The sequence below is a fragment of the Bacillus sp. RC252 genome, assembly GCF_044909215.1.
In the GTDB taxonomy this organism is placed as follows: Bacteria; Bacillota; Bacilli; order Bacillales; family Bacillaceae_G; genus Bacillus_A; species Bacillus_A mycoides.
The window spans coordinates 38147-51653 of sequence record NZ_JBIYDV010000017.1; the positions used below are offsets into that span (position 1 = coordinate 38147).

At 33.5% G+C, this 13507-nt stretch carries 14 protein-coding genes and 1 pseudogene; 4 read left to right on the forward strand and 11 right to left on the reverse strand.

All coding sequences use genetic code 11. The annotated features are described in order from the left end of the window. Positions 1-26 precede the first annotated feature (26 nt). The 4 genes from ABH960_RS21750 to ABH960_RS21765 all read right to left on the reverse strand — a co-directional run bounded on the left by ABH960_RS21750 (position 27) and on the right by ABH960_RS21765 (position 4328). Positions 27-521 carry an LPXTG cell wall anchor domain-containing protein gene (locus ABH960_RS21750; RefSeq protein ID WP_404448396.1) on the reverse strand — a complete coding sequence of 165 codons (495 nt, stop codon included), beginning with the start codon at positions 519-521 and terminating at the stop codon, positions 27-29. A gap of 172 nt (positions 522-693) precedes the next feature. Further along, positions 694-3435, reverse strand: a complete 2742-nt coding sequence (locus ABH960_RS21755) for an S-layer homology domain-containing protein (RefSeq protein ID WP_404448455.1) — start codon at positions 3433-3435, stop codon at positions 694-696. 160 nt (positions 3436-3595) lie between these two features. Then, positions 3596-3928, reverse strand: coding sequence for a hypothetical protein (locus ABH960_RS21760; protein WP_000410947.1), 333 nt, complete (start codon positions 3926-3928; stop codon positions 3596-3598). A gap of 184 nt (positions 3929-4112) precedes the next feature. Continuing rightward, positions 4113-4328: a hypothetical protein gene (locus tag ABH960_RS21765; protein ID WP_002034478.1), complete on the reverse strand. Its 216-nt coding sequence runs from the start codon at positions 4326-4328 to the stop codon at positions 4113-4115. 161 nt (positions 4329-4489) lie between these two features. On the opposite strand from ABH960_RS21765, the gene hpt reads away from it, so the two are divergent. Continuing rightward, positions 4490-5017: a hypoxanthine phosphoribosyltransferase gene (gene hpt, locus ABH960_RS21770; protein ID WP_000687586.1), complete on the forward strand. Its 528-nt coding sequence runs from the start codon at positions 4490-4492 to the stop codon at positions 5015-5017. A 150-nt stretch (positions 5018-5167) separates the two neighbouring features. Continuing rightward, positions 5168-6070, forward strand: a complete 903-nt coding sequence (locus ABH960_RS21775) for a diacylglycerol/lipid kinase family protein (RefSeq protein WP_404448399.1) — start codon at positions 5168-5170, stop codon at positions 6068-6070. A 79-nt stretch (positions 6071-6149) separates the two neighbouring features. Here ABH960_RS21775 and ABH960_RS21780 read toward each other — a convergent pair whose 3' ends face one another. Next, positions 6150-6839: a DUF7003 family protein gene (locus tag ABH960_RS21780; protein ID WP_404448401.1), complete on the reverse strand. Its 690-nt coding sequence runs from the start codon at positions 6837-6839 to the stop codon at positions 6150-6152. Between the two features lie 66 nt (positions 6840-6905). Between ABH960_RS21780 and ABH960_RS21785 the strand changes: the two genes are divergently transcribed. Then, on the forward strand, positions 6906-7829 hold the full coding sequence (locus tag ABH960_RS21785; protein WP_404448403.1) for an Rpn family recombination-promoting nuclease/putative transposase: 924 nt from the start codon (positions 6906-6908) through the stop codon (positions 7827-7829). A gap of 39 nt (positions 7830-7868) precedes the next feature. Here the strand turns inward: ABH960_RS21785 and ABH960_RS21790 are convergent, their stop codons facing one another. The 3 genes and pseudogenes from ABH960_RS21790 to ABH960_RS21800 all read right to left on the reverse strand — a co-directional run. Beyond that, a complete protein-coding gene (locus ABH960_RS21790; protein WP_113938183.1) occupies positions 7869-8633 on the reverse strand; it encodes a hypothetical protein in 765 nt (254 codons plus the stop codon). Between the two features lie 52 nt (positions 8634-8685). Continuing rightward, positions 8686-8940, reverse strand: a complete 255-nt coding sequence (locus ABH960_RS21795) for a hypothetical protein (protein ID WP_002164894.1) — start codon at positions 8938-8940, stop codon at positions 8686-8688. Positions 8941-9061: 121 nt separating this feature from the next. Next, positions 9062-9232, reverse strand: a pseudogene (locus tag ABH960_RS21800) (FtsX-like permease family protein); the annotation flags it as partial. A 373-nt stretch (positions 9233-9605) separates the two neighbouring features. On the opposite strand from ABH960_RS21800, the gene ABH960_RS21805 reads away from it, so the two are divergent. Continuing rightward, positions 9606-9785, forward strand: a complete 180-nt coding sequence (locus ABH960_RS21805; protein ID WP_002015777.1) for a cold-inducible protein YdjO-related protein — start codon at positions 9606-9608, stop codon at positions 9783-9785. Between the two features lie 217 nt (positions 9786-10002). Here the strand turns inward: ABH960_RS21805 and ABH960_RS21810 are convergent, their stop codons facing one another. The 3 genes from ABH960_RS21810 to ABH960_RS21820 form a co-directional block, all read right to left on the reverse strand. Continuing rightward, positions 10003-11850, reverse strand: coding sequence for an FtsX-like permease family protein (locus ABH960_RS21810; protein WP_404448406.1), 1848 nt, complete (start codon positions 11848-11850; stop codon positions 10003-10005). A gap of 15 nt (positions 11851-11865) precedes the next feature. Then, positions 11866-12627: an ABC transporter ATP-binding protein gene (locus tag ABH960_RS21815; RefSeq protein ID WP_003192015.1), complete on the reverse strand. Its 762-nt coding sequence runs from the start codon at positions 12625-12627 to the stop codon at positions 11866-11868. A 210-nt stretch (positions 12628-12837) separates the two neighbouring features. Then, positions 12838-13497: a YkyA family protein gene (locus tag ABH960_RS21820; protein WP_404448457.1), complete on the reverse strand. Its 660-nt coding sequence runs from the start codon at positions 13495-13497 to the stop codon at positions 12838-12840. Positions 13498-13507: the final 10 nt, after the last annotated feature.

Genomic DNA, 13507 nt, shown 5'->3' on the forward strand with positions numbered 1-13507 from the left:
CCATTCTTTATAGAAAAATATTTTATTTACGCCTTAACTTTATTGCGACGATTCAAACCAAATAATGTCCCTATCCCTACAAGGCATGCGCTTAGTGCCATCATTGCTACATTGTTTGATGCTGTGTTTGGTAATTTTTCACCTTGTACAACTGGCTTTGCTGCTTCTTTTTTTACTGCATCATTTTTTTGCCCTGCCTTAATTGCTTCTTCTTTTTTTGCAAGAGCTTCCTTTTCTTGAACTTGTGGTGTTACTTCTTTTTTCGCTGTATCATTCTTTTGCCCTGCTTTTATTGCTTCCTCTTTTTTAGCCATATCACTTTTTTCTTGTACTTGTGCCGCTTGCTTTTTCTCTACATCATTTTTTTGCTGTTCCTTAATTGCTTCTTCTTTTTTAGCTGCATCTTGCTGTACTTGCGCCGTTTCTTCTTTTGTTAATGTTCCAGTAGAAGCGCTTGCTACTGAAGAATATCCTACTGTTAAAAGTGCCATCGCACAAATTGGTAATAGTTTTTTTTTCATTTTATTTCTCTCCTTTTATACTTTATTCTAGTAATACATTACGTCGCACCGGATGTATTACTAGAATAAACAAGAGATGTAAATATAAGATGCAGATGAAATGGAGTTCTTTTAAAGATTTCATTATAAAAAAAGGTTATCCAAAAATAATCTTTTGGATAACCTTTTTTATTTAATCTACACTTAAAGCTTTCTTCCCCATTTGGTTATAAATACTTGCAAACCAACTCTTACTCACTTTCACATTTTTCGTTCCATAAAATGGATCATTATAATACACGTAATTATCATCGACACCTGTTAAAACGACCGCATGAGTATTCATTCGTCCATAAATTGTTTTTCCGCTTGGTGTTTTCCACGTTGTAATTGGTCTTGGATTATTTAGTGCTACAGTTACCCAAGTAACAACTGGTTTCCCATTTCGTACATAATCTTCTAGGACTGAGAAATCATTTCCTGTTAAATTCGTTCCTCTTGCATATTTATCTAACAATCTTTTTAATGGTTCTGGATTAATAGAATATCCTGGCGTATTTCCTGTCACATCACCTACAAACCCTACATCTGGATCTCCCCAAATTTGTGATGATGTTTTATAGTTCTTTAATTTTGTTTGATCAAAAGGCATTTCAAACGCAAATGCTACTTTATTTAATGAACGACCAATTTGATGTTCCACAAGCATTTGTAAAGAAACTACTTCACAGCCATTGTGTAATTCTGGGAATTGGTAAATTGATGGTACGTTCAATATCACTTGACTACGATTAACATTGCCTTCATTCACCCATTTCAAACCATTATTAGTTTGTATTTGAATCCAACCGCCTGCTCTTTCGCCATACACTTCTACTGTTTGCGGAGAATATTTCCCTGATACGCGCGATACAAAACTAGGGCTGTCATATGCGAAAAATACTTTAGATAAATACTTTGTCTCCTTTTTCGTGTCCAACCATTGGTATCCTGCATATGTACTTATACGAAGCCACGTTCCTCTTTCTTCTACAACAGTTACTGTTTGTGGTCCATAATACGCTAAAACATTCGCAGACCGTGACGGAGCATCATAAGTAGTAAAGTCTCTATCAATCTGTACTTTCTTTTCAGTTAGACATACCCACTTATAGCCTACACTAGTACGAATTTTAATCCAATCGCCTTCTCTTTCTTCAACAACCGTCACTTCTTGCGGAGTATACTCGCCTGAAATACCAGATGATAATGACGATTCATTATATGTAACGAAGTTTTTCGTTATCTTTACTTTCTTCTCAGTTAAGCACACCCACTTAAAACCCAAATCCGTATAAATTTTTATCCATCCACCATCTCTTTCTTCATATACCCTTACTTCTTGTGATGCATATTCATTTGAAATACCTGATGATAATGATGGACTATTATAAGTAAAGAAATTTTTCGTTATATTTTCCTTTTTCACTTTTACTTCGCTATCTTTAGATTGATCTGTCACCGCAACAAGTCGAGCTGCCTCAGCACGTGATATCGATTTATCAGGTTGCCACTGTGTTCCATCAATACCACTTGATATACCTAATTCTACTAAAATATTAATGAATTTCTCGCCCCAATGATCTTTCACATCATTAAATAATGTCGGTAATTCTCCATTAACTTTCGAATCTAATTGATATGCTTGTACAAGCATTGTTGCCATTGCCGCTCTTGTCATTTGACCGTACGGATTAAATTTCCCGTTTCCTTCACCTTTAATAACGCCTGCTTTTTCCACCGCTGCAATGTAAGAAGATGCCCAATTATCTTTCGAATCTATAAAGGTCGGCTTGTCTCCTTCTTTAACTTCTAATCCTAAAACTTTAGCCATAATTGTAGCCGCTTCAGCCCTACTTAATACGCTATGCGGTGAAAATGTTCCATCCGGCATTCCTGTAATTACTTTTTTATTCACTAAATAAGTAACAGACTCTTCCGCCCACCCTGGAACATCAGGGAATGATTGTGGTGCTGCTTGTAAATTACTTACTGCCCTCTTTAATTCTACTTCTCTTTTTTCCTGTTCTTCCTTTTGCTTTAATTCAAGCTCTTGTTTTTCTTGCTCTTCTTTTTGCTTTAATTCAATTTCTTGTTTTGTTTGTTCTTCTTTTTGCTTTAATTCAAGCTCTTGTTTTGTTTGTTCTTCTTTTTGCTTTAATTCAAGCTCTTGTTTTGTTTGTTCTTCTTTTTGCTTTAATTCAAGTTCTTGTTTTGTTTGTTCTTCTTTTTGCTTTAATTCAAGTTCTTGTTTTTCCTGCTCTTCTTTCTGCTTTAACTCTATTTGCTGCTTCTCCAATTGTTGCTGCTTTATTCGTAATTCTTCTTGCTGTTTCTTTAATTCTTCTCTCTTTTGCTTCTCTTTTAATTCATGATTTGTCCCTTCTTGTTTATTCTTTTCGTCTACTTCTAATCGATCCTTCTCTTCAAGCTCTTCCTTCTTTTTTTGTTCCTCTAATTCATTCGAGTTTGTTTCTTCTTGGTTATTCTTTTCATCAATCTTCTTTTCTTTTAGTTCTAACGGATTCTTCTTTTCAAGTTTTTCTTGTTGTTTCTTTAATTCATCTAATTTTTGCTGAACTTCTTCTAATTGTCCTTTATCTTCGCTACCTTGTTTTAGTAACTCTTCTTTTTTCCGTTTTAATTCGTCAACCTTAATAAATAACTCTGCCTGCTGTTTCAAAATATCTTTTCTTTTTTCTAATTCCATTTGTTGCTCTTGTATAACTTCCAATTGTTTTTGCAATTCACTTTGTCTATCACTATGTATACTCTGTAAAGCTTCTATATTATTTCTTGTTTTATTTTCAATTTCCGCTAGCGAACTAGAAGGAAATGTTAATAGATTTGTTGCCAATAAACTCGCTACTGCAATTACACTATATTTTTTCATCATACACACCTTTTCTAATTTTACTTCCATCATATTTCCTACCATATGCAAAATGTAAGATTCCTTTATAATCATAACAAATCTTTCATACACTAAGGGACTTTTTATGGACAGGAAAGAAGCACCGTATAAATACGATGCTTCTTTCGATGTGTCTCGATATTTATTTGTTACTTTCGCGTGATTGAGAAGTAGGAAGGGCCGGAGTGATAACTAATTGTCTCGGCTCAGTTTTCTTGAAGTGATTTTTGACGTTACACTTACGACATTGAACGACCCATGCTTTAATAGGATTTGTTAAAATAATTTTTTGCCTTTCGTTAGGGGCCTCTTCTTCCAATTTACAACTATCGCTCCACTTACTCCATTTCATTGTAAATTTAGAAGAAGAATGATCGTCTTCTCGATCAAACGTATGCAAAAAATCCATTTCTCCAGCTAGCATTACGGTGTTACTAGTTGCTAAAAAAGAAAAGGTCGTCCAATGTTTCTCCATGCCCTCCTACTCCTTTTTCACATATAGAGTGCCTAAAACTTAATTTACCTAAAATATGCTTACCTTTTACCTTACACTTATAGTTTATCCAAAACACTACTATGCAACTATCGATTTGTCTTACAAATCACCTTACATTTTTGTAAGAAACGAAAAACCTTCACTCTATATACGTGAAGGTTTCTCATTTCTTATCTATAGAATCTTTCATATCATCAAGTCTAGCCTCTTGCAGCTGCGACATCATACCGTGGGAAATTGCGCCTAATACTAAAGTCATTCCAATTAGTGAAATGCGAATTGCAGGTACATCAATTATGTAAGCCAACATACCAAGAACAATTGTTAAAAGCAATGCTTTTATAAATGTTACACTTGTATACTGTTTCTTTTTCATCATAACCACCCTTTTTGGAAGCGTTTTCTTAATGTTATCAGTATATCATATCATCTGACTATTTTGTGGGGATTTCTGTAAAAACCTTATATCTTCTTTGACTTTTTTCTTTCTATCCTTTACAGTCGAAATGTTCACAAGTTTTACACTGTAGGAGGATTCAAATGAAAATTGAAATAAAAGACACTTTAATTTCTGAAGAACAATTACAAGAAAAAGTAAAAGAACTAGCGCTTCAAATCGAACGTGATTTTGAAGGAGAAGAAATCGTTGTAATCGCTGTATTAAAAGGATCTTTCGTATTCGCTGCTGATTTAATTCGTCATATTAAAAACGAAGTAACTATCGACTTTATCTCTGCATCTAGCTACGGAAATCAAACAGAAACAACTGGAAAAGTAAAACTATTAAAAGATATCGATGTAAACATTACTGGAAAAAACGTAATTGTCGTAGAAGACATTATCGATTCTGGTTTAACACTTCACTTCTTAAAAGATCACTTCTTCATGCATAAACCAAAAGCATTGAAGTTCTGTACGTTACTTGATAAACCTGAACGCCGTAAAGTGGACTTAAAAGCTGAGTATGTTGGCTTCCAAATTCCAGACGAATTTATCGTTGGCTACGGTATCGACTGCGCAGAAAAATATCGTAACTTACCATTTATCGCTTCAGTTGTAACGGAATAATATAATAAAATGAAACCTTAATCATTGGGATTTTTGTCCATTCCCAATGATTATTGGCCCGCGAATAGCGGGATCAAATAAGCTTCCATGCATTATTGGTGGAAGTTTTATTTCTACCGTAATTTATAAAAACAAAGGGAGAGATGAAGAATGACAAAGACAAAATTTAAAAAAGTACTCCTCATCGTAAATCCAAAAGCTGGACAAGGCGATTTACATACAAACTTAACGAAAATCGTACCACCACTTGCCGCAGCTTTTCCTGACTTACATATCCTTCATACGAAAAAGCAAGGTGATGCAACAAAATATTGTCAGGAGTTTGCTAGTAAAGTAGATTTAATTATCGTCTTTGGTGGTGATGGAACTGTATTTGAATGCACAAACGGCTTAGCACCTCTTGAAACTAGACCTACACTTGCAATCATTCCAGGCGGAACTTGCAACGACTTCTCTCGCACACTTGGTGTTCCGCAAAATATTGCAGAAGCAGCGAAACTCATTACAAAAGAACATGTAAAACCAATTGATGTCGCAAAAGCAAACGGACAACACTTCTTAAACTTCTGGGGCATTGGACTCGTATCTGAAGTATCAAACAATATTGATGCAGAAGAGAAAGCAAAGCTTGGTAAAATCGGTTACTACTTAAGTACCATTCGAACTGTCAAAAACGCTGAAACATTCCCAGTAAAAATTACTTACGACGGACAAGTATATGAAGACGAAGCTGTCCTTGTTATGGTTGGAAACGGTGAATATCTTGGTGGTATCCCGTCCTTTATTCCGAACGTGAAATGCGATGACGGAACACTTGATATTTTCGTCGTAAAATCCACAGGCATCCAAGCATTTAAAGATTATATCGGAAAGAAATTATTTGAAGACACAAATGAAAATGATATCTTCCACGTAAAAGCAAAATCCATTCATATTGAAACAGAAGAAGAAAAAGAAGTAGATACAGATGGAGAAAGTTCGCTTCATACACCTTGTCATATTGAACTATTACAAGGGCACTTTACGATGATTTATAATCCTGCGGTTGTGTAATGCAAAAAGACGAGCTAAAGTTTCAACACTTTGGCCCGTCTTTTTTATTAGCAAGGCATTTTGATCTACTCTTTAATTTTTAATATAAATTTTCGTAATCAAACTCCACCCAATTTTTCCAGTGCGTATTAGCATCCTTATCTACAATAACACTTGGATCTTGCTTCTCTATCGCTGCAGCTACTGATTGGAAGAATTCATTTTCACTTACTTTCTCTTCTTCAACATGTTGCCACTCTTCCGTTTCATAAGCTACTTCCCAATCACCTTTTAAACCCAACTCTTCTAAAATTTCTTCTTTATCCCACCATAATAACTTTCTAGCTTCTTCATTAGTAGCAAGCATACGCAGGAAATATGTTGGATAAGACTCTTTCGTTTTCACTTCTATTCCATTATTCGCATAATCTTCTTCTGTAAATTGATATTCAAAATGATGATCGCGAATTTTTAAACTACCGTTATGAATATCCGGTATAAATTCACCTTTATTATCAAATAATTCATAATCTCCATCTTTTACTTGCAAAATACCGTCATCACCAATTAAATGATTCATTCTATTGCCATATACTTGAATATCATTAAATACACCTAATGAACCTACACCGACAATTTGAAACACCATTAACCAATCCTTAGTATCTTTAAAGAAAAGAGAAAATTTCACTTGCGAAATATCCATATATTCATTATCAAAGGCAGGAAATTCATAGTTACTTTGCTTTCTATCTAATAGCTTCAAAATAGCAGAAGGGTCTGTTTGCATGGCCTAGTTCTTTTTAGGTACAATGAGGGAAAGAGGCAACCTGATATACAAGGGAGAGGAAAAGCTGTGTTCAACCAACAGTTAGTTAATTTACGCATTGATTTTGCATTTAAACAATTGTTTGGTACGAATGGTAGTGAAGATATTCTAATTGCATTTTTAAATGCCATGTTACAAGATTCTTTAGAATCACCCATCGCTTCTCTACAACTAGAAGATCCGCATTTACACCGGGAACACGCAAATGATAAATTATCAATTCTAGACATTTCAGCTACGTTAAACACAGGGACAAAAGTAAATGTCGAAATACAGCTCAATAATAATCACGATATGATGAAACGCAGTTTATATTATTGGGGAAAATTATACACATCTCAATTACAAAAAGGCATGCCATACAGTGCACTTCGTAAAACCATCACCATTAATTTATTGAACTTCATAATGTTTTTAGATCACAAAGAATTTCATACAATGGGCACATTATGGAATACACAACAACAGAAACTACTAAGTGATGACATAGAAATTCACATTGTAGAAATCCCAAAGTTAACAGAACAATGGCATGAAGAAAAAGTAAATCCATGGAAAGATCCATTTGTTCGTTGGCTTTTATTACTTTCAGCAAATGAGGATGAACACTTAACTAAAACATTGGAGGATATTGCTATGAACCAAGATCCTATTTTACAAAAAGCGATAAATAAATGGGAACGTATGAGTCAAGATTCTTCTTTTCGCCAAGCCTATGAAGCGAGGGAAAAGGTTTTAATGGATGAGGCTGCAAAATTTGCCCACGCAGAGAAAGAAGGAATGAAAAGAGGCATAGAAAAGGGGATGGAAAAAGGGATGAAAAAAGGGATTCAACAAGGAAAAATACAAATGATTAAAGGTATGTATGAACTTGGTATCCCTCTTGAAACGATTTCTCAAGCAAGCAAATTAAGTGTACATGAAGTTGAACGCATGTTAAGACATAAATAATAATGAAAAAGAGCTTGAATGGTTTCAAGCTCTTTTTCATTAACTTTCCTCAATTCTTTCAATCTTCCAAACTAAATTAGCTGGCTCATTTTTCTCTAAAAAGGTTAACATCCATATATTTTTCCCTTTGTCGTTCATCAACATCACTTTATGGTTTAACTTCCAAGCCACGTCACTAACATGATTAAACATTTTATACATGTCTTCTTCTCTAATAAGTTTGTCTTTTCTAATTAACCTTCTAGTTCTATACTCCCTTATTTCTAAGTAAATATCAGCATAAGCCACTTCATGCTGACAAATTATACTACATACATATTTTTTATTTGGACTACTCTTCTTTATATATGCAAGTTCATTTTTATAATCCAAATCCAGTATCTGATTGTATGCTTTTTCTAACGCCTCTATATCCCAATCATATTTCACAGCTAAATTCTTCATTTCAGAGTGTACAATACGAAGAGCTAATTCTTTTTTCTCTCGCTCTAATAAATACGAAAAATCCTTTTCACTCCCATACTCTACAAAAGCATTCATATATTCAGGGAAAATTCGATATTTCTTCTCCCACTGATTTAATAATGAAATATCATCCACACAGTAAATCAAAATACCTTTTTCATAGTCTGTTCTTAGCTTTGGCATATGTCGCTCGTATAAAGAAGTAATACAGCTCGTTTCTTGTAAAAAAGATATCTCTTCCTCATAATTGCTTGAGGATGTTAATTGTAATACTTCTAGGCTACTTATATTCTCTTTTCTTTTTAGAAAACTTAATTGGATATCTCTTATAATTGGCATTTACTCTCTCCTTCTTAACGCTACGACTATATAATTAATTCTCTAGTACCAACTAATTAATTTCAACCCAGCCCATTCCCATAGAGAGAAATAAAAGCCCCACTACAAAAAAGAGCGCACCAATTAAAAAGTAGAACGGTGCTCCGTGCAGCGGATCACTAAATAGCTCTAGAATATTTTGTGCCACTACTGTCCATTTATCTTTCTTTGAATCTTTTTCTTTTATTTCTTTTACAAATCTATAAATGCTTAGGCCAATCAAAATGATGCCTATTAATAGGCATCCTACTATAATTAAAATCCCCAATTATAACACTCCATTTAAATACCATTGTCATACACACTTCATTTTAACTAATAAAAAAGCGAAAGAGAACATAATCCCCACTATGTTTCCTTTCGTTTCACGAGAAATTTCATCACCATTTTTATTCCTTAACAATCCGAAAATAAGAACGAACCGTTAAGAAATAATAGCCAATATACATGGTGCTATACAGACCAATACTAATTAATAACGGGACTGCAATTTCATATGGAAGTACTGCCGATAAGCCTTTTAGCACAAATAAACTATGTGAAACTCTAACTACTAATGGATATATTCCTCAATTACTCATATTAAATCTATTTTAATTCAGTTCTCTTAAAATTTTTTTTGATAGTATACTCATTTTTCTTTATAGTTCTTTAGGCTTATCTGAATTGAAATAAGAGAAGAAAAAGAGGTAGAAACATGCGGAGAAGGTTGACGGCATACACCGTGTCAAATTGAATTATTACTAAGGCGTTCAACGATGATTTATAATCCTGAGCTTGTATAATCGCTATTTCGCTATACTTTAACAATTACTAACCTTCGCATTTTTTAAAAAATACAGTATAATGAATAAATAAAAGGTTGTTAACAAAAAACGTTAACAACCTTTTTTGTTTTTTCCGAAAAACTTTTCAAATTAAAGAAGCGATCACATGTATTGGAGAAAAAATGATAAACCTGTAGAAGAACCAGAAGCAATTGCTGTGTGGGAATGCGAAGCAGACGACTGCCTTGGATGGATGCGTAAAAACTTTTCTTTAGAAGATAAGCCACAATGCCCGTTGTGTAAAGGCGACATGAAAAGCGGCGAACGATTACTACAGAAGTTATAATACCTTTCCCTCTTTATCTTTTATATACTGAAAAAATAGAGGATTTTGTTTCTCCTTATCTACAGTACAAGTTGCTTCCTAATTACAAATAATGAAAAAAGCAGCTATTACGTAGAATAGCTGCTTTTTTGAATTTATAACTTCTTCATCACTATAAATTCCATATAATATTCCCCTAAATTTAGCTCGATTCATCATCCCCCTTATTCACTACACACTACACTTCTTTCGGAAGAACAATTTTTTTATACAATTGAACTGTAATGAAATAATAAAACACATAAATGACTAAGAAAATAATAATCGGCAGCCAAATACGGAAATATGGATTATCTATTAAGAACGAGAACATGTTCATTCCGACTAATACGTGCGTTATACCTACGATCGCTGGGAATAAGAAAATGAAAAATAACTCTTTATAAATTGATTTCGTTAATAGCTCATAACGTACACCAATTTTACGAAGCATTTGATAGCGAATAATATCTTTTGAAGCACCAGAAAGAATTTTAAACATTAAACAACTTGCCAACATCGCTAAGAAAGCTATGCCTAAGAAAAAACCCATAAATACTGTTCCACTGTAAGTACTGTAATATCCTTCATACAGCATATATTTACTCAAAAGATGTACTTCTTTCATATCTTTATATTTAGCTAGCTCTAATTCATCAATTTTTTTCCATTCTTCTTTATACGTTATAAAATTGTCCGTTTTCCCCAGTATTATAATTTCTTCTTTACCTTGTATCCCATCATACATCTTTTGATCTACAATTTTTATCTTTTGACTAGGATTCATATATGTCTTTTGAAGAGACCGTAAAACATTTCCCCATTCTTCTGGAATTACATTGGTATTATTCTCATTTTTTTCTTGGCTATGACTTAAAACGGATCCCGCAATTAGTTCCCTCGAAACAGGAATGAATCGGCTACTATTCTCGTCATTTCCAGTACGTGTTAGCGGACGCTTTCTTTCCAAATCTTCTTTCAATTGATAAATAAACTGCTCATCTACTTTGTATCGATATTCATTCTTTTCTTTAAATGTAATACTATCTAGTATTTTCTTTTCTTCTGCTGTGGGATTTTTAATTTCGACATCATAGTATTCTGCACTCTCCACTATATTTGTAACATTATTTTTTAACGCCATACCACTGGAGATTGTACCCGCACCAAGAGCAACTAACATCGTCACTGTTGCTAATACTTTCGTTAAGCTATTAATAGAAAAACTTAACTGAGCAAACGTAAACACATTGATTCCTTTTTCACTACGATTTTTATTCGCTCTTAGTTTATTAATAATAATGGGAAGGAATGATGCAAATAGCATGTAAGTTCCTAATGTTACTGTAATTGTTGCAATGATAAATCCTGATTCCTTTAGCTCCTTCATATAAATCATCGAAACATAGCCAACTGCTAATAAAATAATTGATAAAAGTGCTACTATACTTGTTAGTTTCCCTTTAATAAACGTACGCTCTGTTTGACTATTGGAGTGAACGAGTTGTAATGGCGAATTACGCACTAGTTTCATACCATTCATAATTGCGGACAACATAAATAATGCAATGAAAAAGATGAAAGTAACAACGATTGATGGTACATAAAATGCATGATAAACACCGCCAGTAAATTCCAGCTCCTTCATCAGTAAATGTCCCACACCTTGTGCCAAGATTATACCGACTATCACACCTACTATAAGAGATACTATTCCTAATACAATTGTTTCAATAAACATGAGCAATGTAATTTTATGCTTTTTTGCCCCTAATACCATATACATACCAAATTCTTTTTGCCGAAGTGATAATAAAAATGAATTGGCGTATAAAATATAAAATAATGTAATAAATCCTAATAAAAATGAGCCCGTTTGAAAGACGGAAAAAATCCCATCCATAGAATTCCCTTCAATAAACGTTTTATTTAACGCTAACGTTTGAAACATATAAAAAATTGAAATAGACATAATAAGCCCAACTAATAAGACCATATAGTCTTTTCGTTTACTTTTTATTCCCGACATGGAAAGTTTGAATAACATGTTGAACCTTCTTTCTTATGCTTTTTGTGTGCCTAAATCCGCAAGCACATCTAAAATTTCTTTATAAAACTCATCACGCGTACCTCTGCGATGAATTTCTTTATACAGTTCTCCGTCTTGGATGAATAAAATACGTCGGCAGTAACTCGCACTAAATGGATCATGTGTAACCATCATAATCGAAACATCCTGTTCTTCATTTAAGTTGGTCATCGACTCTAATAAACTTTTCGCATTTTTAGAATCAAGCGCTCCTGTTGGCTCATCTCCTAAAATAATGGCTGGCTCATGTACAAGTGCACGGGCCGCTGCCGAACGTTGTTTTTGTCCACCAGATACTTCGGACGGATATTTTTGAAGAATCTCTGAAATCCCTAACATTTCTGCTACCTTTTTCACCTTTGATTCAATTCTTTTCGAATGAACGCCTTGCAGAGAAAGCGGTAATGCAATGTTTTCATAGATTAATAAATTTTCAAGTAAGTTAAAATCTTGAAAGATAAACCCTAGTGTCTCTGAGCGAAAATCAGATAATTCTCCCTGCTTCATTTTCGTAATATCTATTCCAGCAATTTCAACAATTCCACCTGTTGCCTTATCTAATGTAGAAATTACATTCAATAATGTTGTTTTTCCTGAACCAGATGGTCCCATAATTCCAACGAATTCACCCTCTTGAATTGAGAACGATACATTCTTTAGTGCATGTGATTGACTCTCATCTTTTTTACCGTATACCTTTTGTACATTCTTTACCTCTACAACTGATGCTTTCATATATATCCTCCTACACTTCTTTTTCCTATCTTTTATTTTCCCTACATATTTTCCGAGCACTTCTTAACCCATTTCTAAGTATAGATAGCATTTCTTAATAAATAGCAGCGGATATTCTTAACATTTCTTTAAGAATATGAAAAAGCCCCAAGGCTAGTAGCTTGGGACTTTTGATTTCTCTATTCTATTTTGGAGTAAGAAATAAAGTATTTATTTCTCCTCTTTCATCTTAATTTTCGCTTGTTTATAAAAATCTAATTTCTCTTTGTTATATTCTTGTGTATATCTATTAAATTTCTCTTTTTCTCGTCGAATGTCCTCATTCATTTGATTTACACCTTTAATCTTTTCACTAACCTTTTTTAAGTTCGTTTCTTTTTCACCTAAGCTTTTATATAATTCTCTTTCAGATTTCATTAACTTTTGATACGAATCATTTATCTTACTAAAAGATGCATAACGCTTTTTATAAATATCCTGTATGTTTTTTGCTTGTTTCTGAAGAGCTGCATCTTCTATTTTATCTATAGTTTTATGAACTGATTTTACTTCTTCTTGTGCTTTTCCAAAAGCTTCTTTTTCTTTGTTCCATACTTTTTCACGTTCATCAATACTTTTTGTAGCTTGCTCTAGCTTCGGCATAATTGCTTGGTTACTATCTTTACCATCATTTATAATTTGATTGTATAACTCTTGACCTTGTTTTTCTAAGACCTCTAGTTTTTTCGCATCTTCAGAAACCATCTTTTCTTGCTTCATCGCGTTTTCAAATGCGACGTACAATTCTGCTTCTGGCTTTGCGCCAAAACACCCTGTCAATAAGCTTATAGATATAATTCCCGTAATCGTTAACGCTTTATAAATCAATATCAGTTCCTCC

Coding starts and splice junctions, on each gene's coding strand:
- ABH960_RS21810 (WP_404448406.1), bottom strand. CDS start 11,850: ATGTTATTCAAACTTTCCATGTCGGGAATAAAAAGTAAACGAAAAGAC.
- ABH960_RS21760 (WP_000410947.1), bottom strand. CDS start 3,928: ATGGAGAAACATTGGACGACCTTTTCTTTTTTAGCAACTAGTAACACC.
- ABH960_RS21755 (WP_404448455.1), bottom strand. CDS start 3,435: ATGATGAAAAAATATAGTGTAATTGCAGTAGCGAGTTTATTGGCAACA.
- ABH960_RS21780 (WP_404448401.1), bottom strand. CDS start 6,839: ATGCAAACAGACCCTTCTGCTATTTTGAAGCTATTAGATAGAAAGCAA.
- ABH960_RS21765 (WP_002034478.1), bottom strand. CDS start 4,328: ATGATGAAAAAGAAACAGTATACAAGTGTAACATTTATAAAAGCATTG.
- hpt (WP_000687586.1), top strand. CDS start 4,490: ATGAAAATTGAAATAAAAGACACTTTAATTTCTGAAGAACAATTACAA.
- ABH960_RS21790 (WP_113938183.1), bottom strand. CDS start 8,633: ATGCCAATTATAAGAGATATCCAATTAAGTTTTCTAAAAAGAAAAGAG.
- ABH960_RS21805 (WP_002015777.1), top strand. CDS start 9,606: ATGTATTGGAGAAAAAATGATAAACCTGTAGAAGAACCAGAAGCAATT.
- ABH960_RS21775 (WP_404448399.1), top strand. CDS start 5,168: ATGACAAAGACAAAATTTAAAAAAGTACTCCTCATCGTAAATCCAAAA.
- ABH960_RS21750 (WP_404448396.1), bottom strand. CDS start 521: ATGAAAAAAAAACTATTACCAATTTGTGCGATGGCACTTTTAACAGTA.
- ABH960_RS21815 (WP_003192015.1), bottom strand. CDS start 12,627: ATGAAAGCATCAGTTGTAGAGGTAAAGAATGTACAAAAGGTATACGGT.